27 protein-coding genes are annotated in these 25,509 nt (G+C 72.5%); 11 read left to right on the top strand and 16 right to left on the bottom strand.

Features of this window, described 5'->3' with window-relative positions:
* The first annotated feature begins 38 nt into the window (after positions 1-38).
* A complete protein-coding gene (locus tag ABT034_RS10850) occupies positions 39-380 on the top strand; it encodes a WhiB family transcriptional regulator (RefSeq protein WP_351213508.1) in 342 nt (113 codons plus the stop codon).
* 54 nt (positions 381-434) lie between these two features.
* Here the strand turns inward: ABT034_RS10850 and ABT034_RS10845 are convergent, their stop codons facing one another.
* Positions 435-1,328, bottom strand: coding sequence for a LysR family transcriptional regulator (locus ABT034_RS10845; protein WP_351213506.1), 894 nt, complete (start codon positions 1,326-1,328; stop codon positions 435-437).
* Between the two features lie 80 nt (positions 1,329-1,408).
* On the opposite strand from ABT034_RS10845, the gene ABT034_RS10840 reads away from it, so the two are divergent.
* Both ABT034_RS10840 and ABT034_RS10835 read left to right on the top strand, forming a co-directional pair.
* Complete coding sequence (locus ABT034_RS10840) at positions 1,409-2,116, top strand: MOSC domain-containing protein (RefSeq protein WP_351213504.1); 708 nt, start codon at positions 1,409-1,411, stop codon at positions 2,114-2,116.
* Entirely contained in the window at positions 2,113-2,886 is a 774-nt protein-coding gene (locus ABT034_RS10835; RefSeq protein WP_351213502.1) for an SDR family NAD(P)-dependent oxidoreductase, read from the top strand. The genes ABT034_RS10840 and ABT034_RS10835 overlap by 4 nt, the downstream gene beginning before the upstream one ends.
* A 16-nt stretch (positions 2,887-2,902) precedes the next feature.
* On the opposite strand, the gene ABT034_RS10830 is transcribed toward ABT034_RS10835, so the two are convergent.
* A complete protein-coding gene (locus ABT034_RS10830) occupies positions 2,903-4,714 on the bottom strand; it encodes a DUF2264 domain-containing protein (RefSeq protein WP_351213500.1) in 1,812 nt (603 codons plus the stop codon).
* Between the two features lie 164 nt (positions 4,715-4,878).
* Between ABT034_RS10830 and ABT034_RS10825 the strand changes: the two genes are divergently transcribed.
* The 6 genes from ABT034_RS10825 to ABT034_RS10800 all read left to right on the top strand — a co-directional run bounded on the left by ABT034_RS10825 (position 4,879) and on the right by ABT034_RS10800 (position 11,001).
* Complete coding sequence (locus tag ABT034_RS10825; protein WP_351213498.1) at positions 4,879-5,985, top strand: substrate-binding domain-containing protein; 1,107 nt, start codon at positions 4,879-4,881, stop codon at positions 5,983-5,985.
* Between the two features lie 124 nt (positions 5,986-6,109).
* Positions 6,110-7,438: an ABC transporter substrate-binding protein gene (locus ABT034_RS10820; RefSeq protein WP_351213496.1), complete on the top strand. Its 1,329-nt coding sequence runs from the start codon at positions 6,110-6,112 to the stop codon at positions 7,436-7,438.
* Between the two features lie 4 nt (positions 7,439-7,442).
* Positions 7,443-8,330, top strand: a complete 888-nt coding sequence (locus ABT034_RS10815) for a carbohydrate ABC transporter permease (RefSeq protein WP_351213494.1) — start codon at positions 7,443-7,445, stop codon at positions 8,328-8,330.
* Complete coding sequence (locus ABT034_RS10810) at positions 8,327-9,181, top strand: carbohydrate ABC transporter permease (RefSeq protein WP_351213492.1); 855 nt, start codon at positions 8,327-8,329, stop codon at positions 9,179-9,181. The genes ABT034_RS10815 and ABT034_RS10810 overlap by 4 nt, the downstream gene beginning before the upstream one ends.
* A 17-nt stretch (positions 9,182-9,198) precedes the next feature.
* Positions 9,199-10,221: a hydroxyacid dehydrogenase gene (locus tag ABT034_RS10805; protein ID WP_351213490.1), complete on the top strand. Its 1,023-nt coding sequence runs from the start codon at positions 9,199-9,201 to the stop codon at positions 10,219-10,221.
* An 81-nt stretch (positions 10,222-10,302) separates the two neighbouring features.
* Positions 10,303-11,001, top strand: a complete 699-nt coding sequence (locus ABT034_RS10800; protein WP_351213488.1) for an ester cyclase — start codon at positions 10,303-10,305, stop codon at positions 10,999-11,001.
* A gap of 106 nt (positions 11,002-11,107) precedes the next feature.
* On the opposite strand, the gene groL is transcribed toward ABT034_RS10800, so the two are convergent.
* The 3 genes from groL to ABT034_RS10785 form a co-directional block, all read right to left on the bottom strand.
* Positions 11,108-12,736, bottom strand: a complete 1,629-nt coding sequence (gene groL, locus ABT034_RS10795; protein ID WP_351213486.1) for a chaperonin GroEL — start codon at positions 12,734-12,736, stop codon at positions 11,108-11,110.
* Between the two features lie 130 nt (positions 12,737-12,866).
* Positions 12,867-13,175, bottom strand: coding sequence for a co-chaperone GroES (gene groES / locus ABT034_RS10790; protein WP_073810087.1), 309 nt, complete (start codon positions 13,173-13,175; stop codon positions 12,867-12,869).
* A gap of 306 nt (positions 13,176-13,481) precedes the next feature.
* Positions 13,482-14,405, bottom strand: a complete 924-nt coding sequence (locus ABT034_RS10785; RefSeq protein WP_351213484.1) for a polysaccharide deacetylase family protein — start codon at positions 14,403-14,405, stop codon at positions 13,482-13,484.
* A 130-nt stretch (positions 14,406-14,535) separates the two neighbouring features.
* Here ABT034_RS10785 and ABT034_RS10780 point away from each other — a divergent pair, with 130 nt between their 5' ends.
* Positions 14,536-15,726 carry a THUMP-like domain-containing protein gene (locus tag ABT034_RS10780; RefSeq protein WP_351213482.1) on the top strand — a complete coding sequence of 397 codons (1,191 nt, stop codon included), beginning with the start codon at positions 14,536-14,538 and terminating at the stop codon, positions 15,724-15,726.
* Between the two features lie 108 nt (positions 15,727-15,834).
* On the opposite strand, the gene ABT034_RS10775 is transcribed toward ABT034_RS10780, so the two are convergent.
* The 6 genes from ABT034_RS10775 to tsaB all read right to left on the bottom strand — a co-directional run bounded on the left by ABT034_RS10775 (position 15,835) and on the right by tsaB (position 19,967).
* Positions 15,835-16,461, bottom strand: a complete 627-nt coding sequence (locus tag ABT034_RS10775) for a hypothetical protein (protein ID WP_351213480.1) — start codon at positions 16,459-16,461, stop codon at positions 15,835-15,837.
* Positions 16,462-16,508: 47 nt separating this feature from the next.
* Complete coding sequence (locus tag ABT034_RS10770) at positions 16,509-17,381, bottom strand: polysaccharide deacetylase family protein (RefSeq protein ID WP_502972876.1); 873 nt, start codon at positions 17,379-17,381, stop codon at positions 16,509-16,511.
* Between the two features lie 94 nt (positions 17,382-17,475).
* Positions 17,476-17,730: a hypothetical protein gene (locus ABT034_RS10765; protein WP_351213476.1), complete on the bottom strand. Its 255-nt coding sequence runs from the start codon at positions 17,728-17,730 to the stop codon at positions 17,476-17,478.
* Complete coding sequence (tsaD, locus tag ABT034_RS10760; protein WP_351213474.1) at positions 17,727-18,827, bottom strand: tRNA (adenosine(37)-N6)-threonylcarbamoyltransferase complex transferase subunit TsaD; 1,101 nt, start codon at positions 18,825-18,827, stop codon at positions 17,727-17,729. Before tsaD ends, ABT034_RS10765 begins: the two co-directional genes overlap by 4 nt.
* Positions 18,817-19,287: a ribosomal protein S18-alanine N-acetyltransferase gene (rimI, locus tag ABT034_RS10755; protein ID WP_351213754.1), complete on the bottom strand. Its 471-nt coding sequence runs from the start codon at positions 19,285-19,287 to the stop codon at positions 18,817-18,819. The genes tsaD and rimI overlap by 11 nt, the downstream gene beginning before the upstream one ends.
* A 23-nt stretch (positions 19,288-19,310) precedes the next feature.
* The gene (gene tsaB / locus ABT034_RS10750; RefSeq protein ID WP_351213471.1) at positions 19,311-19,967 is read right to left on the bottom strand and encodes a tRNA (adenosine(37)-N6)-threonylcarbamoyltransferase complex dimerization subunit type 1 TsaB; all 657 of its coding nucleotides are present in this window, start codon (positions 19,965-19,967) and stop codon (positions 19,311-19,313) included.
* A 120-nt stretch (positions 19,968-20,087) separates the two neighbouring features.
* On the opposite strand from tsaB, the gene ABT034_RS10745 reads away from it, so the two are divergent.
* On the top strand, positions 20,088-20,630 hold the full coding sequence (locus ABT034_RS10745) for a hypothetical protein (RefSeq protein WP_351213752.1): 543 nt from the start codon (positions 20,088-20,090) through the stop codon (positions 20,628-20,630).
* 31 nt (positions 20,631-20,661) lie between these two features.
* Here ABT034_RS10745 and ABT034_RS10740 read toward each other — a convergent pair whose 3' ends face one another.
* The 5 genes from ABT034_RS10740 to ABT034_RS10720 all read right to left on the bottom strand — a co-directional run bounded on the left by ABT034_RS10740 (position 20,662) and on the right by ABT034_RS10720 (position 25,484).
* Positions 20,662-20,835, bottom strand: coding sequence for a hypothetical protein (locus ABT034_RS10740; protein WP_351213469.1), 174 nt, complete (start codon positions 20,833-20,835; stop codon positions 20,662-20,664).
* 134 nt (positions 20,836-20,969) lie between these two features.
* Positions 20,970-21,470 (bottom strand): tRNA (adenosine(37)-N6)-threonylcarbamoyltransferase complex ATPase subunit type 1 TsaE, encoded by a 501-nt coding sequence (gene tsaE, locus ABT034_RS10735; protein ID WP_351213467.1) that lies wholly within the window; start codon positions 21,468-21,470, stop codon positions 20,970-20,972.
* A 10-nt stretch (positions 21,471-21,480) separates the two neighbouring features.
* Positions 21,481-22,689 carry an alpha/beta fold hydrolase gene (locus ABT034_RS10730; RefSeq protein WP_351213465.1) on the bottom strand — a complete coding sequence of 403 codons (1,209 nt, stop codon included), beginning with the start codon at positions 22,687-22,689 and terminating at the stop codon, positions 21,481-21,483.
* Between the two features lie 21 nt (positions 22,690-22,710).
* Complete coding sequence (gene alr, locus ABT034_RS10725; RefSeq protein WP_351213463.1) at positions 22,711-23,859, bottom strand: alanine racemase; 1,149 nt, start codon at positions 23,857-23,859, stop codon at positions 22,711-22,713.
* 185 nt (positions 23,860-24,044) lie between these two features.
* A complete protein-coding gene (locus ABT034_RS10720) occupies positions 24,045-25,484 on the bottom strand; it encodes an NAD(P)H-hydrate dehydratase (protein WP_351213461.1) in 1,440 nt (479 codons plus the stop codon).
* Positions 25,485-25,509 lie beyond the last annotated feature (25 nt).

Here is a 25,509-nt window from a genome sequence, read left to right as displayed (position 1 = left end):
ACCTATCCGTTCGACACGGTTTCAAGGGGACTAGCGCAATGGCAGATTTCTCCCGCCTTCCCGGACCCAACGCCGATCTGTGGGACTGGCAACTGCTCGCGGCCTGCCGCGGGGTCGACAGCTCCCTGTTCTTCCACCCCGAGGGAGAGCGCGGCGCGGCACGGAGTGCGCGTGAGAACTCGGCGAAAGAGGTCTGCATGCGGTGCCCGGTACGCGCGGAGTGCGCGGCACACGCACTCGCCGTACGGGAGCCCTACGGCGTATGGGGCGGCCTCACCGAGGACGAACGCGAAGAGCTCATGGGACGCGCGCGCAATCGCTTGATCACCGCGGCGCCATCGGCGCCGGCAGCGGGACGGCCGATTGTGGAGCGTATGTGAAGGAACGTTTTTCCAACTAGGACACGTTCCCGTGCGCGTCGCGTGTGCCCCCACCTACGCGCGCGTGGCGGCGCGGGTCAGTTCGTCGAGCGTGGCGGCCACGGCCGGGACCTGGGCGAGGTCGGGCAGCGTCAGGGCCACGATCTCCCGCTCCACGGCGGGCTCCACGGCCACGGTCCGCGCCCCCCTGGGCCGTACGGACTCGATGGCGAGCTCCGGCAGTACGGCCACGCCGAGGCCCGCGCCGACCAGGCCCACCACGGCCGGGTAGTCGTCGGTGGCGAAGTCGATTCGGGGGGTGAAGCCCGCTTCCTCGCAGACGTCCACGAGCTGGCGGCGGCAGCGCGGACAGCCCGCGATCCAGGACTCGTCGGCGAGTTCCGCGATGCCCAGAGAGTCGGCGCCGGCGAGCCGGTGCCCCTCCGGGACCAGGCCCACCAGGCGGTCGGCGAAGATCGGGCGGACGACCAGGTCGTCCCATTCGGCCTGCCCCGCTCCGTACCGGAAGGCGAGGGCCACGTCGCAGTCGCCCTCGCGGAGCATCTCGATCGAGCGCGGCGGTTCGGCCTCGACGAGCGAGACGCGGGTGCCGGGGTGCGCGGCCCGCAGCGCGGCGAGCGCGGTGGGGACGAGGGTGGAGCTGCCGCTGGGGAAGGACACGAGCCGGACCCGGCCCGCCCTGAGCCCGGCGATGGCGGCGACCTCCTCCTCGGCGGCGGTGAGTCCGGCGAGGATGCCCGAGGCGTGGCGGACGAGGACCTCGCCCGCCTGGGTGAGGCGCATCTCGCGTCCGGTGCGGATCAGCAGCGGCGTGCCCGCGGAGGCTTCGAGCGCCTTCATCTGCTGGCTGACGGCGGGCTGAGTGCAGCCGAGTTCGCGCGCGGCGGCCGAGAAGGAGCCGGTGGCGGCGACGGCGCGCAGGACGCGGAGATGGCGTGCCTCGATCATGCGTTCAGCATAAGCGAATCTTGGGTGAAGCCGAGCATATTCGTCTGCGGCTTTGAGATGGGCGCCCGTAAAGTTCCTTCATGACCTTGCTCAGTGTGAATGTGGGCCGCGCCAGGGCCGTGGACTACACCGACGCCGCCTCCGGCCTCACCGCCATCGACAAGCGCCCCGTCGAGGGCCCCGTGCGGATCGAGGCCCCCGGGGCGCCCGGCGTCGGAAGGAGCGGGCTCGCCGGGGACACGGTCTGCGACCTGCGGTTCCACGGCGGCGACGACCGGGCCGCGTACGCCTTCGCCCGCGAGGACATGGACCGGTGGGAGCGGGAGCTCGGCCGGGAGCTCGCCAACGGCTCGTTCGGCGAGAACCTCACCACCCGGGGCGTCGACGTGAACGGGGCGCTGATCGGCGAGCGGTGGCGGATCGGTGAGGAGGTCGTCCTGGAGGTCACCGGCGGCCGCATCCCCTGCCGTACGTTCCAGGGCTTCGTGCGGGAGAAGGGCTGGGTCCGGCGGTTCACGCAGTCGGAGGCCGGTCCCGGGGCCCTGCTGCGGGTGATCGTGCCGGGCGAGATCCGCGCCGGCGACCCGGTCGCGGTCGTCCACCGGCCCGAGCACGACGTCACCGTCGCCCTGCTCCACCGCGCCGCCACCGCCGAACGCACCCTGCTGCCCCGCACGTTGGCCGCCGCCGAGTGGATGGAGTCGGGACTCCTCGCGCTCGCACGCCAGTACGCGGACAAGTACGCCCGGACGGAGGCGCCGGAAGGGGGCACTAACGTGCCCGTATGACGACTGCACTGATTACGGGCGCCACCGCGGGCATCGGCGCCGCCTTCGCACGGAGACTCGCCTCGGACGGTCACGACGTCGTGCTCGTGGCCCGGGACGTGAAGCGGCTCCGTGAGCAGGCGACCGAGCTGCACGACCGGCACGGCGTCGAGGCCGAGGTGCTCGCGGCGGACCTCTCCGAGGAGAAGGGCATCGCCGCCGTCGAGGCCCGGCTCTCGGACCCGAAGCAGCCGGTGGACCTGCTCGTGAACAACGCGGGCTTCGGCAACAAGGGCCGCTTCCTCGAAGTGTCCATGGCCGACGAGTTGACGATGCTCACGGTGCACTGCGAGGCGGTGCTGCGGCTGACCTCGGCCGCCGCCGCCTCGATGAAGGCGCGGGGGCGGGGCGGGGTGGTGAACGTCGCCTCGGTGGCGGCCTTCGTACCCCGCGGCACGTACGGGGCGTCGAAGGCGTGGGTCGTGCAGTTCACCCAGGGGGCGGCGCGGGACATGGCGGGGACCGGGGTGCGGCTGATGGCGCTCTGCCCCGGCTTCGTACGGACCGAGTTCCACGAGCGGGCCGGGATGGGGACGGACAACATCCCGGGCTGGATGTGGCTCGACGCGGACAAGCTGGTGACGGCGGCGCTCTCGGACCTGGCGCGGGGGAAGACGCTGTCGATCCCGGACCCCCGCTACAAGGCCCTGATGGGTGTGGTGAAGCTGGCGCCGCGCGGTCTCCTCGGCGGGGTCTCCTCGAAGGCGGGGCGCAAGTACGGGCCGAAGTGACCGCCCGGGACGCGTCCTAGTCGGACCCCGGGTCGTCGAGGTCGAGTCGGGTGGTGGTGCCGTCCTGCCAGGTGACGTGGAGGGTGTGGCCGTCGACCCGGAGGTGCGCGAGCTCGGTCACGGGGGCCGGGGCCGGTTCGGCGGTCAGTGAGGCGAGGGCTATGAAGAGGGTCGCCGGGCCGCTCGTGGTGCCCTGGAGGGCGAGCGTGCGGCTCTTCGGCCCCTGAAGGGTTTCCCCGGTGGGGAGTTCGGTCACGTCAGGGCCGTAGCCGTGGACCGGGTGGAGTGCGGCGTGCGGCCCGTCGGAGGTGGTGGCCCAGCCCGTCTGCCGTACGGGGGTGCCGTCCGGGGCGCCGAGGACGAGATGGGCGCGGACCTCGGCGCGGCCGTGGGCGAGGGTGGCGGAGACGACCCGGACGCCGGGCAGCGGGTGGTGCGCCGAGGCGGCCCAGCCGGGGCCGGTGCCGGCCGGGACGGCGGGGCCCCTGGTGGTCGCCTTCCCCGCGACGAGCAGGGCGAAGTGGTTGTCGGCCGGGGCCTGCCCGGTGGTGGGGCCGGTGCGGGTGGAGTAGGCGTGCCGGGCGTAGCCGGGGTCGTCCTCGTCCGACTCGGCACTGTGCACATGGTTGCTGCCGTGGTTGTGGAGGCGTACGAGTCCGTCGGCGGCGGTGGTCTGGACGAGCAGCCCGGCCGGGGCGAACGGGCGGACGGTGTCGGCGCGTTCGGCGGGCAGGGGTTCCTCGGGGTCGGTCCAGGCGGGGTGGTCGGCGGGCAGGAGGAGGCCGAGGAAACCCTTGGAGGCCCAGTAGGGGGACCCGGGGCCCGAGTACTCCTGGACGAGCGGCGGGTACGGGCCGTGCCAGCCGAGGGTGAGGAGCCCGTCCGGGTCGGTGGCGCCGCGGTCGAGGAAGTACCGCAGGCTCCCGGAGGCGAGGCGGCGGGTGGCGCCTGGGGTGAGGGGGGTGTGCCCGGTGAGGGTGCCGAGCCAGGGTGCGGCGGCCGCGGCGAAGCGGTAGATCAGGGAGCGCCCGTACGGGGCGGGGGCGCCGTTCGCGTCGAAGAGGTGGACGTAGTCGTCGAGGTGGGCACGGAGGCGCGGCCCGTAGTGGTCGAGGAGGGCCCGGTCGCCGGCGAGGTGGGCGTGGAGCACGGGGTAGAAGTGCAGGGCCCAGGCGTTGTAGTGGTCGAACGCGCGGTTGTCTCCGTCGCTGTACCAGCCGTCGCCGAGGTACCAGTCCTCGATGCGGGCGAGGGAGCGGTCGATCGTGGCGGCGGCCCGGTCGGTGTCGGCGCCGGCGTCCTGGAGGAAGCCGGCGACGGTGAGGCCGAAGAGCCACCAGTTGTTGTCGACGGGGGACGGCCGGAGGGCGGGGCGGAGCCAGTCGACGACCTGTTCGCGGGTGCGGTCGTCGAGCCGGTCCCAGAGCCAGGGGCGGGTGAGGCGGAGGCCCAGGGCGATCGAGGCGGCTTCGACGATCGCCTGGCGGGTGTCGGTGGTGCGGGGCCAGGACTCCCGGTCCGCCCGTCCCGGCTCCGCCGTCCCCGCGGCGAGCCCCCGCGCGTACCGGTCGAGGTGGCCGTGCGGGTCCTCGCCGTGGGCGCCCGCGACCCTGAGCGCGGCGAGGAGGAAGGTGCGGGCCCAGCCCTCCAGGCCGTCGGAGCGGGCGCCGGACCAGCTGGGGCGGGGTCCGGGGAGGTCGATCAGTGCGCGCGAGGGCGAGGCGAAGGGGCGTACGGCCAGGAGGAGTCGGTCGGCCGTGGTCTCCCAGTGGGCTCGGGTCCACCCGGTGTACGGGCTGAGCTCTCGGTTCTCGGGCGGCGTGGGCATGATGCTCCCTGAGGTCCCCGCGGCGACGACCGCGTCGCCGGGAATCCTGGACAGACTCCGATCGAACGTCAAGAGATTCGGAGCGAATGATCGAAACTCTCATCGTTCGATCATTCCTGGGCTAGGGTCGGGGTACCACGACCACCGCGAGGGGGAACTGCGCCGTGCGCGAGAGTGCTGCCGAACGACACGACCGACTGCTGGCCCTGGTGCGCGAGCGCGGCACCGCCCGCGTCGCCGACCTGGCCGAACGGCTCGGGGTCTCCCCCGTCACCGCCCGCCGCGACGTCGAACTCCTGGCCGGTCGGGGCCTCCTCGACCGGGTGCACGGCCAGGTGTCCTGGCCGCGGCGGCAAGGCGGCGCGGCCGGCGGGCGCCCCGGTGAGGGCCTGGTCATCGGCCTGCTCGCCCCCTCGGCCACGTACTACTTCGCCGAGGTCATCCGGGGGGCGCACGAGGCGGCCGCCCGCGCCGGGGCGCGGCTCGTGCTCCGCGTCTCGGACTACCGGCCGGAGGAGGACAGGGCCCGCACCGAGGGACTGCTCGCGGCCGGCGCGGAGGGCGTGCTCGTCGCGCCGGGCTGGCGGGGCCCCGAGGACCGGCTCGCGTACGGGGACTGGCTGGCCGAACTGCCCGTACCGGCCGTCCTCCTGGAGCGCCGGGCCGTGCCGGGCAGCCCGCTCGACGGTCTGGACCGAGTCGCGTCCGACCACGGCCACGGCGTCCTGCTCGCCCTGCGCCACCTGCTGTCCCTCGGCCACGCGACGCCGCTGCTCGTGGCGCGCGGGGACTCCCCGACCGCCCTCGCGGTGCGCGCCGGTTACGCCGAGGCCCTGGTGGCGCTCGGTCTGAGCGAACCGCGGCCGGTCATCGACTCCGTACCGGCCGAGGCCGACCCGGAGGGCTTCGAGCGGGCGGTGCGGGCCCTGCACGAGGCGGTCGGTTCGGGCCTCGCGAGCGCGGCCCTCGTCCACAACGACGTGGACGCGATCGAGATCGTGCAGCGCCTCTCGGAGCTCGGCGTACGGGTGCCGCAGGACCTGGCCCTGATCGCGTACGACGACGAGGTCGCCGCGCTCGCCGACACCCCGCTGACGGCGGTCGCCCCGCCCAAGCGGCAGGTGGGCCGGCACGCCACCGAACTGCTGGTGGAGCGGCTCGCCGAGGGCGTCGGGGGCCCCGACGAGGAGGCGGCGCGGCGCCATCTGGGCCTGCTGCCGAGGCTGCGGGTGCGGGACTCGTGCGGAGCGCATTCCACGACCACCGTCTGATCTTTTTCACGACCACTATCTGATCTTTTTTCGATCAATCAATCTTTCGCTCTTGACTTCGGTCATGAACGGTCACAGGATCACGGCCACAACCTCCCCGCCGCCAGCCCTCAGGAGCCGTGCCGTGAGCCGTAGTTGGAGCAGAACGTCCCGTGTCATAGCCGGAACCGCCACCGCCCTCGCCGTCCTCACGGCCTGCGGCGGCGGCGGTGACGACACCGCGAACGACAGCGCGAACAAGGCCGACGGGCCCGTGACCATCACCTTCTGGGGCTGGGCCAAGGGCTCCAAGGACGTCGTCGACGCCTTCAACGCCTCCCACACCGACATCCAGGTGAAGTTCGAGGAGATCCCCTCCGGCACCGCCGGCGGCTACGCCAAGATCTCCAACGCCGTGAAGGCCGGCAACGCCCCCGACCTCGTCTCCATCGAGTACTCCTCGCTCCCCGAGTTCGTCAGCTCCGGCGCCCTCCAGGACATCGGCGGCGAGTTCACCGAGGCCGAGCGCGCCAAGCTGCTCCCGCAGACCGTCGACCTCACCACCCTCGGCGGCAAGACCTGGGCCGTCCCCTTCGACGCCGCCCCGCAGGCCTTCTTCTACCGCAAGGACCTCTTCGCGAAGTACAAGGTCGAGGTGCCCGCCACCTGGGACGCCTTCAAGAAGGCCGCCGAACAGGTCAAGAAGGCCGACGCCAAGGCCCGTATCGCCACCTTCTTCCCGGACGACCCGACCACCTTCGAGGCCATGGCCTGGCAGGCCGGCGCCCAGTGGTTCAAGGCCGAGAACGACACCTGGAAGATCAACACCACCGACGCGGCCACCACCAAGGTCACCACCTACTGGCAGGGCCTCCTCGACGCCGGACTCGTCCACAAGAACGCCTCCTTCAGCCCCGAGTGGACCGGCTCCCTCAAGAACGGCACCACCATCGGCTACCTCGGCGCCTCCTGGGGCGCGGGCGTCCTCAAGGGCACCCTGCCCGAGCAGGACGGCAAGTGGGCCGTCGCCCCCATGCCCAGCTGGGACGGAAAGCCCGCCAGCGGCATGCTCGGCGGCACCTCCTTCGCCGTGACCAAGGACAGCAAGCGCAAGGCCGCCGCCGTCACCTTCGCCGAGTGGATGTCCACCACCGAGGCCGGCGTCAAGGCCCGGATCGCCTCCGGCACCTCCTCCGCCTTCCCGGCCGCCACCGCCCTGCGCCCCGTCGCCAAGAAGGCCTTCGACGCGAGCTACTACGGCGGCCAGGACATCTACGCCCTCTTCGAGGCCTCCGGCGCCTCCATCAGCCCCAACTGGGCCTGGGGCCCGACCACCGGCACCACCAACACCACCATCAAGGACAACTTCGGCAAGATCACCCAGGGCGGTCCCGGCATCGCCGACGCCGTCAAGGCCGGTCACGACGCCACCGTCGCCGAACTCACCAAGCGCGGCCTGAAGGTCGAGGGCTGACGGAATGAAGGCCCGCACCCGCGCCGCCACGATCCTGCTGACCCCGTTCTTCCTGCTGTTCACCGCGGTGATGGTGGTGCCGATCGGATACGCGGTCTGGCTCAGCCTCTTCACCGAGAAGCAGTCAGGACTGGGCTTCGGCGGCACCGAGACCGTCTTCACCGGCCTCGACAACTACACCGCGGCGCTGGGTGACCGGGCCTTCCGCGAGGGCTTCGGCGTCCTGCTCGGATACTGCCTGTTCTACATCCCGCTGCTGCTCGCCGGAGCCCTCGGCCTCGCCCTGCTGCTCGACTCGGCCCTCGCCCGCGCCCGCCGCTTCTTCCAGCTCGCGCTCTTCCTGCCGCACGCCGTCCCCGGCATCATCGCCGCCCTGATCTGGGTCTACCTCTACACGCCCCAGCTCAGCCCCGTCGTCCAGGCCATGGAGGCCGGAGGCATCGGCTTCGACTTCTTCTCCCCCGAAGGCGCCCTGCCCTCCATCGTCAACATCGCCCTGTGGGAATGGCTCGGCTACAACATGGTCATCTTCTACGCGGCCCTCCAGGCCATCGACCGCTCCGTCCTCGAAGCGGCCACCGTCGACGGGGCCGGCGCCTGGCGCATCGCGTTCTCCGTCAAGATCCCGCTCGTCAAGGCCTCCCTCGCGATGGTCGGCCTCTTCACGATCATCGGCTCCCTCCAGCTCTTCACCGAGCCGCTGATCCTCAACAAGGGCACCGGCTCCGCCATCACCTCCACCTGGACGCCGAACATGTACGCCTACACCGCGGCCTTCGACCGCAACGACTACGGACTCGCAGCCGCCGCCTCCGTGCTCCTCGCCCTGACGGCGGCGCTGCTCTCCTTCGCCGTGACCCGGCTGACCGGCCGGAAGGGGAAGCGCGCGTGAGCAAGCCTCGTACCCCCACCGTGTGGCTCTCCAAGGCCGCCGTCAACGGCGCCCTCGTCCTCGCCGTCGTCTACATGCTCTTCCCGCTCGTCTGGCTGGTCACCGCCGCCACCAAGGACGCCGGCGGCCTCCTCGCCGGAAACGCCTTCTCCTTCGAGGGCTTCGACCTCGGCGGCAACCTCTCCCGGCTCGCCGAGTACAACGACGGCATCTACTTCCACTGGTACCTGAACAGCCTCCTGTACGCCGGATTCGGCGCCCTGGCCTGCTCGCTCGTCAGCGTCGCCGCCGGATACGCCTTCCATGTCTACGACTTCCGGGGCAAGGAGAAGCTCTTCGGCCTCGTCCTCGTCGGCGTGCTCGTCCCCACCACCGCGCTCGCCCTGCCGATGTACCTCTTGGCCAGCGAGGTCGGCGTCGTCAACACCTACTGGGCCGTCCTCATCCCCGTCCTCGTCAACCCCTTCGGCGTCTACCTGTCCCGGGTGTTCTGCGCCGGCTACATCCCCGACGAGGCCCTGGAGGCCGCCCGTATCGACGGGGCCGGCGAACTGCGCGTCTTCTGGTCCATCGGTCTGCGCATGGTGATGCCCGGCTTCGTGACCGTCTTCCTCTTCCAGTTCACCGCCGTCTGGAACAACTTCTTCCTCCCCCTGGTGATGCTGTCGGACCAGAAGCTCTATCCGCTGAGCCTCGGCCTGTACGCGTGGAACAGCAACGCCCACGCCGAACCCGACTTCTACCCCCTCGTCGTCACCGGATCCCTGCTCGCCGTCGTCCCCCTCGTCGTCGCCTTCGTCTCCCTCCAGCGCCACTGGAAGGCCGGTCTGACGGCCGGCAGCGTCAAGTGAGGAGCACAGGTACTACGATGCACCCGACCACTGACAACCGCCCTCCCCTCCTCCTCGCGATGGGTCAAGGCGTCGCGGGACGCCTCCTCACGGACACCCACCGCGCCCGCCTCACCTCCCTCGCCCGCACGGACCCCCACCTCGTCGCCCACGACCTGACCACCCCGGATCCGCACGTCACCGCCGCCCTCGCGGAGGCCGAGATCCTCCTCACCTGCTGGGGAGCGACCCCGCTCACCGCCGAGGTCCTCGACCGCGCGCCGCGCCTGAAGGCGGTCGTCCACGCGGCCGGCTCGGTCAAGCACCACATCACCGACGCCTGCTGGGAACGCGGCCTCCGCGTCACCTCCGCCGCCGCCGCCAACGCGCTGCCGGTCGCCGAGTACACGCTCGCCGCGATCCTCTTCGCCGGGAAACGGGTCCTCGGCTCGGCCCAGCGGTACGCGGAACTCCGCGCCGACCACGCCTGGCTCACCGAGTCCGCCGACTGGGGCAACTACCGCCGCACGGTCGGCATCGTCGGCGCCTCCCGCATCGGCCGCCGGGTCATCGACCTGCTGCGCCCCTTCGACATCGACATCCTCCTGTACGACCCGTACGCCGACGCCCCGCCGCCCGGCGTGGAGCTGGTGGCCGACCTCGACGACCTGTGCGCCCGCAGCACGGTCGTCTCCGTCCACGCGCCGCAGCTCCCGTCCACGTACCGCATGATCGGCGCCGCCCAACTCGCCGCGATGCCGGACGGAACGACCCTCATCAACACGTCCCGAGGCTCCCTGATCGACGAGGAAGCCCTCCTCCCCCACCTCCTGACGGGCCGCCTCCACGCCACCCTGGACGTGACCGACCCGGAACTCCCACCCCCCGGCTCCCCCCTCTACACCCTCCCGAACGTCCTCCTCACCCCGCACGTGGCCGGCTCCCTCGGCAACGAACTCCACCGCATGGCGGACCAGGCGATCGAGGAAATCGCGCGGTACGCGCGCGGTGAACCGTTCGCGGAGGAGGTACGGGCGTCAGACCTCCAGCGTTCGGCGTAGGCGCGGGCACAGGCGCTCGGCCGCCGTGGTACCTCCCGTTCCCCCTAGACTGGAAGGGTCCTACCTGGGTCGGGAGGCGTCATGAGTTTCGTACAAATCATCGACTGCAAGACCAGCCGGGTCGACGACCTGAACCGCCTCATGGATCAGTGGGTCGAGCAGACCAAGGGCAAGCGGACCGCCACCCACAGCATCGTCGGCACGGACCGGTCGGACGCCTCCCACGTCGTGGAGATCGTCGAGTTCCCGTCCTACGACGTGGCCATGCGGAACTCGCAGCTCCCCGAGACCGACCGGATCTTCCGGGAGATGGTCGCGCTCTGTGACGAGATGCCGACCTTCACCGACCTGGACGTGGTCCGGGACGAGGCGCTGTACAAGGCGACCGCCCGCAGGCTCCTGGAGATGATCGCCCGCGAGCAGGAGCTGGCGCTGCTCGACGAGGTGCTCGCCGAGGGGTACCACGACCACGATCCGGCCAACGCGCAGGACGTCATCGGCATGGACGCCGTCCGGCGCGAGGTGGAGATGTGGCGCGGCGGCTTCGACTTCGGCTTCACCGTCGACGACCAGATCGCCGAGGGCGACCGGGTCTGCACCCGCTGGACCTGGAAGGGCTCCCACACGGGTGACTTCATGGGGCTCCAGCCCACCGGCATGGACGTGACCATGACGGGGACGACCATCCACCGCTTCCGGGAGGACGGGAAGATCGCGGAGGGGTGGTGGGAGTACGACCTGCTCGGGCTGATGGGGCAGCTCGGCGCGGTGGAGGCCTGACGACGTGGCTACGGCTGAGGCCCGGTGCCCCCGCGACGGGGGCACCGGGCCTCGGTGATCAGCGATCGGCGATCAGCAACCAGCGATCAGTGATCGGCTACGAGCCTCAGTGGGAGTGGCCGTGACCGTGGCCGTGGCCGTGGTCCGCCGGCTCCTCTTCCTTCTTCTCCACCACGAGGGTCTCGGTGGTGAGGAGGAGGGAGGCGATCGAGGCGGCGTTCTCCAGGGCGGAGCGCGTCACCTTCACCGGGTCGATGACGCCGGCCTTGACCAGGTCGCCGTACTCGCCGGTCGCGGCGTTGAAGCCCTGGCCCTTGTCGAGCTCCGCCACCTTGGAGGTAATGACGTAGCCCTCGAGGCCGGCGTTCTCGGCGATCCAGCGCAGCGGCTCGACGGCGGCGCGGCGGACGACCGCGACACCGGTGGCCTCGTCGCCGGTCTTGTCGAGGTTGCCCTCGAGGACCTTGACGGCGTGGACGAGCGCGGAGCCACCACCGGAGACGATGCCCTCCTCGACCGCGGCGCGGGTCGCGGAGATGGCGTCCTCCAGACGGTGCTTCTTCTCCTTCAGCTCCACCTCGGTGGCGGCGCCGACCTTGATCACGCACACGCCGCCGGCCAGCTTCGCGAGGCGCTCCTGGAGCTTCTCGCGGTCCCAGTCGGAGTCCGTGGACTCGATCTCGGCCTTGATCTGGTTGACGCGGCCCGCGACGTCCTCGGAGTTGCCGCCACCGTCGACGATGACGGTGTCGTCCTTGGTGATGGTCACGCGGCGCGCGGTGCCGAGCACGTCCAGACCGGCCTGGTCGAGCTTGAGGCCGACCTCCTCGGCGATGACAGTGGCACCGGTGAGGGTGGCCATGTCGCCGAGCATCGCCTTGCGGCGGTCGCCGAAGCCGGGGGCCTTGACGGCCACGGCGTTGAAGGTGCCACGGATCTTGTTGACGACCAGGGTCGACAGGGCCTCGCCCTCGACGTCCTCGGCGATGATCAGGAGCGGCTTGCTGGCGCCGGCCTGGATGACCTTCTCCAGGATGGGCAGCAGGTCCTGGATCGAGGAGATCTTGCCCTGGTTGATCAGGATGTACGGGTCGTCGAGGACGGCCTCCATACGCTCCTGGTCGGTGACCATGTACGGGGACAGGTAGCCCTTGTCGAAGGCCATGCCCTCGGTGAAGTCGAGCTCGAGACCGAAGGTGTTGGACTCCTCGACGGTGATGACACCGTCCTTGCCGACCTTGTCCATCGCCTCGGCGATGAGCTCGCCGACCTGCTGGTCCTGCGCGGAGAGCGCGGCGACGGCGGCGATGTCGGACTTGTCCTCGATCGGGCGCGCGGTGGCGAGGAGCTCCTCGGAGACGGCCTTGACGGCGGCGTCGATGCCCTTCTTCAGGGCGGCCGGGGAGGCGCCGGCGGCGACGTTGCGCAGACCCTCGCGGACCAGGGCCTGGGCGAGCACGGTGGCGGTGGTGGTGCCGTCACCCGCGATGTCGTTGGTCTTGGTCGCCACCTCCTTCACCAGCTGGGCGCCGAGGTTCTCGTACGGGTCGTCGAGCTCGACCTCGCGGGCGATCGTGACACCGTCGTTGGTGATGGTGGGGGCGCCGAACTTCTTGTCGATGACGACGTTGCGGCCCTTGGGGCCGATCGTCACCTTCACCGTGTCGGCAAGCTTGTTGACGCCGCGCTCAAGGGCGCGACGGGCGTCCTCGTCGAACTTCAGGATCTTCGCCATGGGAGCGGTTCAGCCCTCTCGGAATCGGGTGGAACGAGCGGCGCCCCGGGGCGCCTGGAAGAGGCCTCGGGGCGCAGCTCTGAGCATCTGGTTCAGTGCTCGTACTTCGGTACTTCGGTACTTCGGTGAATTACTTCTCGACGATCGCGAGCACGTCGCGAGCCGAGAGGACGAGGTACTCCTCGCCGTTGTACTTCACCTCGGTGCCGCCGTACTTGCTGTACAGCACGATGTCGCCGGTCTGGACGTCGAGCGGCAGGCGCTCGCCGTTCTCGAAGCGGCCCGGGCCCACGGCCAGGACGACGCCCTCCTGGGGCTTCTCCTTGGCGGTGTCCGGGATGACCAGGCCAGAGGCGGTGGTCTGCTCGGCGTCGAGCGGCTGGACCACGATGCGGTCCTCGAGCGGCTTGATGGCAACCTTGGAGCTGGTGGTCGTCACGATCCGACCTCCCCCTTCGGAGATCACGGGGTTGACTGTCTGAGGTGGCGACCAGGTGGATCCGTCGTCGCGGGTGCCGGACCTGCCCGTCGCTGTGTTGGCACTCTCCGGTGGGGAGTGCCAGAGCCGAGACTATGACCGCAGTTAGCACTCGGTCAAGCGGAGTGCCAATTCCGTGCCGTGTGGCGATTCGGTCCCGGTACGGGAACGGGTCCCGGCGCCTCTGTTTCCGCACGAGGGTTCGATCCCTTCCCACCCCTCGCCCGCGGCCCCGGCGGCCCCCCTCCCGCCGTCACGACGACCGGCTCACACGTAGTCCTCCAGCTTCGCCACCGCGTATCCCTTGGCCGTGATCACGTTCATCACCCGGCGGATCATGTCGGGCATGGTCCCCTTCCAGTCGTCCTTGCCGCGGAAGTGGGTGAGCACGATGTCGCCGGGGTGCAGGTCCCGGTCCCATTCGCGCCACTCCATGCGGTCGGGGAAGGCCTCGGACGCCCACAGCGGGACCGCCTTGACGCCGCAGGACTTGGCGGCACGCAGGGTGTCCTCGTTGTAGTTGCCGTAGGGCGGGCGGAAGAGCGGGGGCCGCTTGCCGAAACGTTTCTCGATGACGTCCTGCATGCCGCAGATCTCGCGCTTCTGCTGGCTGTACGAGAGTCCCGGCAGGTACCGGTGGTTGAGGGTGTGGTTGTGCAGCGCCACCCCGCCCTCCTGCGACTTCTGCATCCGCGAGAAGTATCCGTAGTCGTCCTTGACGACGTAGTCGCTGATGAAGGCGCTGTAGGGGATCCGGAGTTCGTTCATCATCCGCAGCAGGGCGGGGTCCTTCTCCGCGCCGTCGTCGATCGTGAGGAAGACGACCTTCTGCTTGGTCGGCACGGTGGTGAAGACGGGCGGCAGGCCTTCGCCGTCCGTCTCGAAGCCCTTGCGGGTGGTGATCCTCGGCTTCACGGCGGGCGGTGCGGGCGCGTCGAGCGGGGTCCGGGCGAGGCCCCACTTCTTCGCGGCGAGCACCCGGGCGGCGCGCTGCGCGCGGACCTTCTCGACGTACGCGGTGAGCGCGCCGGCCGCGCCCTGCGCCTGGGGGGCCTGCTGACCGGCGGCGGGGGCAGGCGGGCCGGCGTCCCGCTCGGTGCCGTCCGAGCAGGCCGTGGCGGCGGAGGCGAGGGAGGCGACGACGAGGGCGGCCCCGAGCACCCGGGACGAACGGTGCACACCTTTTGCCATCATTTTTTCCTTTTGTCGTACGAGTCGTATGGCGCCGCATCCTGTCAGCGCGGACGCCCGTTCCCGGCCGCGACACCGCCGTACCGCACCCCACGTCCCCCGGCCGGCCCACAGCATCACAGGGGCCACAATGGGACGGGTGACCGACCTCGCCTCCTTCGCCCCCCTGCTCGGCCCCGAGGGGCAGACCCTCCTCACCGCCCTGCGCGACTACGACCCCGCCCAGGAGCTGGCGGTCGCCTCCCGGCTGCGTCGCGACCACCCCGCGGAGCTGGTCACCGCGGCCATCGGCCAGGCACGGCTGCGGCAGCGGGCGGTCGCGAAGTTCGGCGCGGAGGACGCGTACCGGATGTACTTCACGCCGAACGGCGTCGAGCAGTCGACCCGCGCCTCCGTCGGCACCCACCGGGCGGCCCGCCTGAAGGCGCTCGGCGTCGGCAGCGTCGCCGACCTGTGCTCGGGGATCGGCGGCGACGCGATCGCCCTGGCCCGCGCCGGGATCTCCGTCCTCGCCGTCGACCGCGACCCGCTGACCGCCGAGGCTGTCCGCGCCAACGCCGAGGCGCTCGGCCTCGCGGAGCTGATCGAGGTGCGGTGCGCGGACGTCACCGACGTCGACACCACGCCGTACGACGCGGTCTTCGTCGACCCGGCGCGGCGCGGCGGCCGGGGCCGGATCTTCGACCCGGAGGCGTACTCCCCGCCGCTGTCCTGGGCGGTCGAGGCGGCCCGCAAGGCTCCCCACGCGGCCCTGAAGGTGGCCCCGGGCATCCCGCACGAGGCGGTGCCCGCCGACGCCGAGGCCGAGTGGATCTCGGACGGCGGGGACGTCAAGGAGGCGGTCCTCTGGTTCGGTACGGAGCCGGGCGCCCGGCGGGCCACGCTGCTGCCCTCCGGCGCGGCCCTCGCCGGCCGGGGCCTGCCCGACCCGGCGGTACGCCCCGTCGGCCGCTACCTCTACGAGCCGGACGGGGCCGTCATCCGCGCGCATCTGGTCGCCGAGGTGGCGGAGGAGGTGGGCGGCGGCCTGATCGACGCGACGATCGCGTACGTCACGGCGGACGCGCTCGTCCCCACGCCGTACGCCCCCGCCTACGAGATCACCGACGAACTCCCCTTCAACCTGAAGAAGTTGAAGGCCCTGCTGCGGGAGCGGGAGGTGGGCACCCTGACGGTGAAGAAGCGCGGCTCGGCGGTGGAGCCCGAGGAGATCCGCCGCAAGGTGAAGCCGAAGGGCCCGAACGCGGCGACGGTCCTGCTCACGCGGGTGGCCGGGGCGCCGACGATGCTGATCGGCCGACCGGCGAGGCACGGCGGCTGAGGCTGAGCGGCGGCGGGTGGGGGCAGCGGCGGCGGTACGTGAGGCGTACCGGCGGCTGGTCGGTGAGGCTCAGCGGCAGCGGGTGAGGGCAGCAGCGGCGGATGACGCTCAGCGCCGCCCGCCGCCCCTCAGGCGTACCGCCAGGCGGTAGTGGCCGACGGCCTTCCTGAGGCCCGTGAGGCCTGTGATCCAGAGGATCAGGGCGACCCCCATGCCGTAGGCGACCAGGCCGTAACCGTCGTCCCGGCTGACGCCCGCCGGCACCGCGAAGCCCATCCAGAGGCCGAGCCCGCACATCGCGAAGGACAGCAGCAGCCAGCAGACGCTGAGGGCGGGGGCGCGCAGCCGGGCGTCCGTCGGCCCGTGCCGGTCAAGGGCCGCCCACAGGACGAGCCTCTCGCGCACAACCCGGTCGCGCCGCAGGCTGCGCACGGTCAGCCACACGGCCGGGACGAGGAGCCCGATGCCGAGGACGGCCGTGACGAGCCCCGTCAGCATCATGAGCGGGTCGGGCGCGGACCCACCGAGCGAGATGAGCAGGACGCCGATCAGCGACCAGCCCAGTTCGAGCAGGAAGAACCAGAGCAGGAACAGCGCGAGCCGCCCGCCACCGAGCAGCCGCCTGCCGAGCTCGTCGAGCGCCAACGCCCGGTCCGCGAGCCGCGCGTCCCGGTCGGGCCAGCTCCGGAGCTCGACGGGCGGGGGCGGCGGGGGCAACGGACTGCGCGGGGACATGCCAAGCACCCTAAGCCCCGGCGCCGTCACCCGATCGCGGTGGCTCCCTAGACGTAGTCCTCCAGGCGCGCCACCGTGAAGCCCTGCTCCTGGATGCGGCGCAGCATCGTGGCCGTCATCTCCGTCATCGTGCGGCCCTTGAGTTCGGACGGGCCGCGGAAGTGGGCCAGGATGATGTCGCCGGGGTGCAGTTTCCGGTCGCCGCGCTGGTACTGCATGTTCTTGATCTGCATGGACTCCCGCCACAGCACGATCGCGTCCACCCCGCACTCGCCCGCCGCCGCGCGCGTGGCCTCGTTCCAGTTGCCGTAGGGCGGGCGGAGGAGGCGCGGGGCCTTGCCGTACCGCTGCGTCAGCTTCGTCTGCTGACCGCAGATCTCGCGGCGCTGGGCGTCCTGGGAGAGGGTGCGCAGGTCGGGGTGGGTGAGGGTGTGGTTGGCGAGGCCGTGGCCCTGCGCGACGAGCGGGGCGAAGTACGCGTAGTCGCCGCGGATGGCCGCGTCGGTGAGGAACATCGTGACCGGGACCTTGAGGTCCTTCATCATCGTGACGAACTCGGGGTCCTTCTCCGCCCCGTCGTCGATCGTGATGAAGACGATCTTCTCGGTGGTGGGGATGTCGCTGATGACGGGGACCGGGCCGCCGGGCGGCCGGACGACCGGCTTGGTCGCGGGCGGGGCGGGCGCCGGCGCGAAGGGCTTGAGCCCCCACTTGCGGTACGCGGCGGCGGCGGAAGCCGTTTCGGGCGCCTTGTCCCCGGCGCTGCCGGTCTCAGCCGCGGCCCCCGCGCCACCGGCCTCAGCCGCGGCCCCCGCGCCACCGTCCCCGGCCGCACCCCCCGCCGACTCCCCGCCCCCGCTCGCCGTAGGCGTCCTCGGGGCGGGCGCTGCGGGGTTCTCCGCCGCGCAGCCGGTCACCATCAGGGCGGCGGCGGTGAGGGCCGCCCACAGCGCGATCGTCTTCTTCACGCGTTGTGGGATGCCCGCGCCGGTCGAAAGGTTGCCCGAACCCCGGCTATTCCACCGATTCGAAGCGCCAGCGGTGGACCGGACGGGCGATCAGCTCCGCGTCCGGCTCCGGCAGCTCGGGCAGCTCCGCGTCGAAGGTCTCCGCCTCCCACCAGGTGAGGACGAGGACCCGGTCCTGCGGGGCGCGGAGGATCTCCCGGCGCTGCGGCTCGTACGCGAGGACCTGGGACCTGGCCCATTCCAGGAGCTCGGCGCCCCGGCCCTGCGCGGCCCGCGCCTCCCACATCACGGCGACCCTCATGAGTAGAGGTTCTCCTTGCTGACCTCGTGCACGTGATCGTGATCGTGGGACGTACCCGGCACGTGCGGGTCCGTCACCGGAAGCGAGGAGTCCGCGGAGAGCTCCAGGTCGGAGGCGGCCCGGTTGCGGGCGACCATCTCCGAGCCGAGGGCCGCGACCATCGCGCCGTTGTCCGTGCACAGGCCCGGCCGCGGCACCCGCAGCCGGATGCCGGCCCGGTCGCAGCGCTCCTGGGCGAGGGCCCGGAGCCGCGAGTTGGCGGCGACTCCGCCGCCGATCATCAGATGGTCGACGCCCTCGTCCTTGCAGGCCCGGACGGCCTTGCGGGTGAGCACGTCGACGACGGCCTCCTGGAAGGACGCGGCCACGTCCCGTACCGGCACGTCCTCCCCGGCCGCCCGCTTGGCCTCGATCCAGCGGGCCACGGCGGTCTTGAGGCCGGAGAAGGAGAAGTCGTACGCGGGGTCCCGCGAGCCGCTCAGACCGCGCGGGAACGCGATCGCGGCCGGGTCGCCCTCCTTGGCGAGCCGGTCGATGACGGGTCCGCCGGGGAAGCCGAGGTCGAGCACGCGGGCGATCTTGTCGAAGGCCTCGCCGGCCGCGTCGTCGATGGTGGCGCCCAGGGGGCGCACGTCGGAGGTGATGTCGGCGGAGAGCAGCAGCGAGGAGTGCCCGCCGGAGACGAGGAGGGCCATCGTCGGCTCGGGCAGCTTGCCGTGTTCGAGCTGGTCGACGCAGATGTGCGAGGCGAGGTGGTTGACGCCGTAGAGCGGCTTGCCGAGGGCGTACGCGTAGGCCTTGGCGGCGGAGACGCCGACGAGCAGCGCGCCCGCGAGGCCGGGTCCGGCGGTGACGGCGATGCCGTCGAGGTCCCTGGCGGAGATCCCGGCCGTCTTCAGGGCGCGCTCGATGGTGGGGACCATCGCCTCCAGATGGGCGCGGGAGGCGATCTCGGGCACGACGCCGCCGAAGCGGGCGTGGGTGTCGACGCTGGACGCGACGGCGTCGGCGAGGAGGGTGGTCCCGTGGACGATGCCGACGCCGGTCTCGTCGCAGGAGGTCTCGATGCCGAGTACGAGCGGTTCGTCAGCAGCCATCAGAATCAGTCTCAGTTCCTTGAACGGTCAGTCTCATCACGAGCGCGTCCACGTTTCCGGGCTGGTAGTAGCCGCGCCGGAAGCCGATGGGCTCGAAGCCGAAGCGCTCGTACAGCTTCTGGGCCCGGGTGTTGTCCACGCGCACTTCGAGGAGTACCTCGTCGCACTCGAAGGCGGTGGCGTGCTGGAGGAGGTCGGTGAGGAGCCGCGCGCCGAGGCCGGTGCCCCACTGGTCGCGGGCGACGGCGATGGTCTGCACGTCGCCGAGTCCGCCCGCGGCGGCGAGTCCGGCGTATCCGACGAGCCGCCCCTCACCGTCCTCCGCGACGATGTAGCGGCGGGAGGCCCGCGGCCCGCGCGCGTGCGCGAGTTCCGACCAGAACATCCCCGCCGACCAGGCGTCCTCGGGGAACAGCTCGTCCTCGAGGGTCAGCACCGGCGGGATGTCCCACCAGCGCATCTCCCGCAGTTCCACGGCGCCGGTCACTTCGGTGTGACCACCTTGTAGTTCTTCGGCACCTGCGCGTCGGGGCGGCGCAGGTACATCGGCAGCGGGTCGAGGAAGCCCTCGCCGCCGGTCGCGAGCCGTTCCGCGGCGAGCGCGGCGAGCGCCGCCGCCGACTGGTGCTCGGGGTCGCGGGCGTCGGGGAACGCCTCGGGGTAGAGCCGGGCGCCCGCGCCGACGACGGGGAGGCCGGCGAGCCGCTCGGCGATGTCGGCGGGCCGGTCGACGGCCGCGTCGGTCACGCGCGTGCGGGAGTCGTCGTAACGCGCCCAGTAGACCTCCTTGCGGCGGGCGTCCGTGGCGACGGCGAAGGGCTCGTCGATCCCGGAGGCGTACGCGAGGCCGTCGAGGGTGCACAGTCCGTGGACGGGCACTCCGAGGGCGGAGGAGAAGGCGGCGGCCGTGACGAGGCCGACGCGCAGGCCGGTGTACGGCCCCGGGCCGACGCCGACGACGAGGCCGGTGACCGCGTCGAGTTTCAGCCCGGCCTCCTTGAGGACCCGATCGACGGCGGGCAGCAGCAGCTCCCCGTGGCGGCGGGCGTCGACCTGGCTCGACGAGGCGACGACGGCCTCGCCGTCGTGGAGGGCGACGGTGACGGCGGGGGTGGCGGTATCCATGGCGAGCAACAGCACGCGAACAGCCTACGGCTCCCGGGCACGGCGCCCGGCCCCTCGTTCCCCCGGCTGCTACCGTCACCCTTCGATACGTTCGTACGAGAGGTGGGCACGGTGGCACGGAGCAGCTCGGGAATCGTGGCCGGGCTCACGGCGGCGGCCGTCGCCGCGGTCTGCTTCCTCGCGTACCAGGCCTCGGCCGACGTCCCCGCCGATCTCAAGGAGAAGCCGCGGACGTCGGCCACCGCAGCCCCCTCGATCTCGCCGAGCGGCGGCCCGAAGCAGCCGACCACGGACCCGCTGGCCGTCCCGGCGAACTCGGGCACGGGTGAGCGGGTCGTGTACGCGCTCTCCGACCGCCGGGTGTGGCTGGTCGACGCGAAGGGCAAGGCGACCCGTACGTTCCCGGTGATGCCGAGCACGGTCGACCCGGCGCCCGGGACGTACGGCGTGACGTCCCGTTCGGGTTCGGTCCGGGGCTCGGACGGCGTGCAGATCGAGCACGTGGTGCGGTTCGCGACGGCGCAGGACGTGGCGATCGGCTTCAGCGCGGCGGTCGACGGCTCGATGCCGAGCCCGGACCCGACGAAGAAGACGGGCGGCGTCCGGATGAAGCGGGCCGACGGGGACGCGCTGTGGTTGTTCGCGGTGATCGGCGCGAAGGTCGTCGTCGTCGCCTGAGCCGAGGCCGTACGCCCGTTTCCAGGCGTTTCTACGCGGCCTCGTCCCGCACGTCGGCGGGCTCCTCCCGCCCCTCCCCGTCGGCCTGGTCCGGCCGCAGGTTCCGGGGTGGTGTCGAGAGCGCGCGGGCGGCCACGCAGGACGCCAGCAGGTCACTCATCGAGACGTGGTCCCGGGTGTGTTCCGCGCGCTCCGGCGTCGCCATGCATGCCTCCCGTAGGTTAGGTACACCTAACCAGCTCATGGGTCCATGTCACCACGGCACGTACGAACGACGCAACACCTTCCCGACACGTTGTCGGAATCTACGTACCCGCGTGTCCACCGCGTACCCCTCGCTCAGAGCACGCCCAGGTCCTCGTCGGCCCACCGCGGGCCGATCCCGCGCAGTACGACCGTGCGCCGGTCGTCGTCGGTGTCGCCGGTCACCCGGTGGATGAGGAGGTGCAGCCGGTCGTCGGTCAGCTCCTCGACCTTGCCGTCACCCCATTCGACGACGATGACCGATTCGGGCAGGGAAACGTCCAGGTCGAGGTCCTCCATCTCGTCGAGACCGCCGCCGAGGCGGTACGCGTCCACGTGGACCAGGGCCGGGCCGCCGACCAGGGACGGGTGGACGCGGGCGATGACGAACGTCGGGGAGGTGACCGCCCCCCGCACCCCGAGCCCCTCGCCGAGGCCCCGGGTCAGGGTGGTCTTCCCCGCGCCGAGCTCGCCGGTGAGCATGACGAGGTCGCCGGGGCGGAGGATCTTCGCGAGGCGGCGGCCGAGCTCCTGCATCTGCTGGGGGGAGTCGACGGAGAGGGTGGCGCCGGAGACGGGCGGGTGCGCTGCTTCCATACCCGCCAATTTATCCGTTGCCGGTGTCCGGATTCGCCGGGCCCGTCGTCGCCGCCGTCTCCGGGACGGCACCCGCCCGTACGAGCAGGTCGGCGAGGCGGTCGGTGACCGCCTCCGGGTGCTCCAGCATCACCAGATGGCCGCCGTCCGGGACGATGACGAGCTCCGCGTCGGGGAGCAGATCGGCGATGGCCTCGGTGTGGGAGCTGGGCGTCACCAGGTCGTTGTCCCCGGCGAGCGCGAGCACCGGCACGTCACGGAAGACGGGCAGGGCGGCGGCCTTGTCGTGCTCGGCGAAGGCCGGGTAGAAGGCGGCGACGACGTCGATCGGGGTCGACTCGATCATCCGCTCCGCGAACCGGGCGACCGCCGGGTCCACGTCCCTCGACGCGAACGAGTACTTCTTGATCAGCCCGGCGAACAGGTCAGCGGTCGCCCTGCGGCCCCGCTCCACCAGCTCCGCCTGGGCGCCGAGCGCCCGCAGCACTCCCGGCAGGACCCGGCGGACGGCGTTGACGCCGGCGATCGGCAGCCCGTACGAGACCTCTGCGAGCTTCCCGGCCGAGGTGCCGACGAAGGCGGCGCCGACGACCCGGTCCCGGACGAACTCCGGGTACCGGTCGGCGAGCGCCATGATCGTCATGCCGCCCATGGAGTGCCCGACGAGGACGAGCGGGCCCTCGGGCGCGGCGACGTCGAGGACTGCCTTGAGGTCGCGGCCCAGCTGGTCGATGGCCACCGGCACCGCGGCGGGACCGGCCTGGGAGACGCCCTGGCCGGAGCGGCCGTGGCTGCGCTGGTCCCAGTAGACGGTTCGGACGAGACCGCGGAGCGCCGCCCGCTGGAAGTGCCAGGAGTCCTGGTTGAGGCAGTAGCCGTGGCTGAAGACGACGGTGACGGGGGCGGGCTCCTTGCGCCCGAAGAGCCTGCGGCGGCGGGCGGGCGGGGTGTCCGTCTCGACCTCGTCCACCTCGTAGTACAGGACGGTCGAGTCGTCGGCGAGGGCCCGGCCCGGGGTGCCGCGCAGGCCGCCGTAGGGGCCGGTGGCGTCGAGGGCGAGCCGCGCCTTCTGGCGTACGGAACGGCCGACGGTGAGCCGCTCGACGGCGACCCCGGCGGCCGCGCCGGCGGCCAGGACGCCTATCGCGGCGCCGGCGAACCCGGCGCGCCGCCAGCTGCTGGGGACGGTGGTGCCACCGATACCGGTCACCTCGCCCACGTCGACCCTCCCCCTTGCTCGCTACTCGCCCAGGTAGACGCGCGGGACGCGCGCGCCGATCCGGGTGACGATCTCGTACGCGATGGTGTCGGCGGCCACCGCCCAGTCCTCGGCGGTCGGCTCGCCCCGGTCGCCGGATCCGAAGAGCACGGCCTCGGTGCCCGCCTCCGGCTCGTCCCCGCCGAGATCGACGACGAACTGGTCCATGGCGACCCGCCCGGCGACCGTACGGACCGCGCCGTCGACGAGGACGGGGCCGCGGCCCGAGGCGTGCCGGGGGACGCCGTCGGCGTAACCGAGCGGCACGAGGCCGAGGGTGGTCTCGCGCTCGGTGACGTAATGGTGCCCGTAACTCACGCCGTGCCCGGCCGGGACCCGCTTGACGAGCGCGATGCTGCCCTTCAGGGACATCACCGGCTTCAGACCGAGATCGGCGGAGGTGCCGAGTTCGGGGCTGGGTGAGATGCCGTACATGGCGATGCCGGGCCGCACCAGGTCGAAGTGGGCCTCGGGGAGGGTGAGGGTGGCGGGCGAGTTGGCGATGTGCCGGACCTCGGGCTCGACGCCGGCCTGCTCGGCGTGGTCGAGCATCGAGCGGAACACGTCGAGCTGGACGGCGATGGAGGGGTGGTGGGGCTCGTCGGCGCACGCGAAGTGCGACCAGAGGCCGGTGACCTTGACGAGGCCGTCGGCCTCGCCCTTCAGGGCCGCCTCCACCAGCTCGGGCCAGTCGGCGGGCTGGCAGCCGTTGCGGCCGAGTCCGGTGTCGGCCTTGAGCTGGATACGGGCGGTGCCGCCGGTGCGGCGCGCCGCCTCCAGCACCTCCTCCAGGGCCCACATCCCGCTCACGGACATGTCGAGACCGGCCTCGATGCCCTGGTCCCAGGGGTCGCCCGGCGTCCAGAGCCAGCACATGACGGGGACGTCGGTGATCCCGGCGGCCCGCAGCGCGAGCGCCTCGTGCGGGGTGGCGGTCCCGAGCCAGTCCGCGCCCGCGTCCAGGGCGGCGCGGGCACACCGGACGGCGCCGTGTCCGTACGCGTCGGCCTTGACCACGGCCATGATCCGGACGTGGGGGGCGACGCGGGCGCGCAGCGTGCGGACGTTCGCACGCAGCGCGCCGAGGTCGATCTCGGCGCGGGCTCTGCGGGGCGGCGGTGTCTCAGTCATCGCGCCCAGTCTCTCAGGTGTCAGCTCCCGAACCGCTTTCCCGGTCGCCCTTGCGCGGAACGTCCCAGGGTTTCTCGGCGTTGCGGCCCGTGTGGGCAATCGTCCCGCAGGGCGTGGGGGTCCCCCCGGACGGAGTCTGGGGGAGGGTGGGCGCCGGGGCGGGGGCGCCTCCGAAGGCCCCGGGCCTACAAGCCCGCGTTCACGTCACGCCACGCCTCGCCCACCGCCCCCGCCACCTCCGACGCCGTCACCGGCCCCCGCCCCCCCGACGCCCGACGCGCCGCCAGGCCGTGGAGGTAGGCGGCGCACGAGGCCGCGTCCAGTGGGGGGAGGCCGGCTGCCAGGAGGGAGCCTGCCAGGCCCGAGAGGACGTCGCCGCTGCCGGCCGTCGCCAGCCAGGCGGTCCCGGTCGGGTTCACCCGTACGGGGCCGCCGTCCGGCCCGTACACCAGCGTCGTCGACCCCTTGAGCAGCACCGTCGCCCCGAACCGCCCCGCCAGTTCCCGTACCGCCGCGAGCCGCCCCGCCTCCACCTCCTCGCGGGCCGCACCGAGCAGCGCCGCCGCCTCTCCCGCGTGCGGGGTGAGGAGGGTCGGGGCGCTGCGGGCCCGTACGAGCGCGGGGTCCAGGCCCCGGAGCCCGTCCGCGTCCACGAGGACCGGGACGTCCGAGGCGAGGACCTCCCCCACGCCCGGCTCGTCGCCGAGGCCGGGCCCGACCACCCAGGCCTGCACCCGCCCCGCCGCGGACGGCGGCCCCGCGTGGACGAGGGTCTCGGGGTGCCGGGCGATCACCGCGTCGGCGGCGGGCCCGACGTACCGCACGGCCCCCGCCCCGCCCCGCAGCGCCCCCTCGACGGTGAGGACGGCCGCTCCCGGGTAGCGGGCGGAGCCGGCGACGACACCGAGGACTCCGCGCCGGTACTTGTCGCTCCCGGCGCCGGGTACGGGCAGCAGCCGCGCCACGTCCTGGTGCTGGAGCGCCTCCACGTCCGGCACGCCCGGCAGTTCGTCGGCGAGCCCGATGTCGACGAGCCGCAACGCGCCCGCGTACTCCCGTCCGGGGTCGACGAGCAGCCCCGGCTTGTACGCGCCGAAGGTGATGGTCACGTCCGCCCGCAGCGCCTCCCCCGCCACCTCGCCCGTGTCCGCGTCGACGCCGCTCGGCAGGTCGACGGCGACGACGACGGCGTCGGAGCCGCGCGCGGCCCGGGCGACGGGCACGGCGTCGGGCCGGAGCCCGCCCCGCCCGCCGATGCCGGTGATGCCGTCGAGGACGAGGTCGGCGGCGGCAAGCGGTTCGAACGGGTCGTCCGCGACCCGGCCCCCCGCCGCCCGGAGGGCCGCGAGCCCGCCCTCGTGGGCGCGGGCGCCGAGCAGGACGGCGGTGACACCGGCACCGCGCCGGGCGAGCCGGGCGCCGGCGTAGAGGGCGTCGCCGCCGTTGTCGCCGCCGCCGACGAGAAGGACGACCCGGGACCCGTACACCCGTCCCTTCCCGAGGAGCGAGCAGCAGGCGGCGGCGAGCCCGGCGGCGGCCCGCCCCATGAGGGCGCCCTCGGGCAGCCGGGCCATGAGGGCGGCCTCGGCGGCCCGTACGGTCTCCACGCGGTGAGCGGTACGCATGGTCAGCAGTCTGCCGCAGTCGTCA

Source organism: Streptomyces sp. NPDC002773, from assembly GCF_040295605.1.
Lineage (GTDB): Bacteria > Actinomycetota > Actinomycetes > Streptomycetales > Streptomycetaceae > Streptomyces.
Note: the sequence above shows the minus strand (reverse complement) of the source record. Positions and strands in the feature narration are given on the sequence as shown.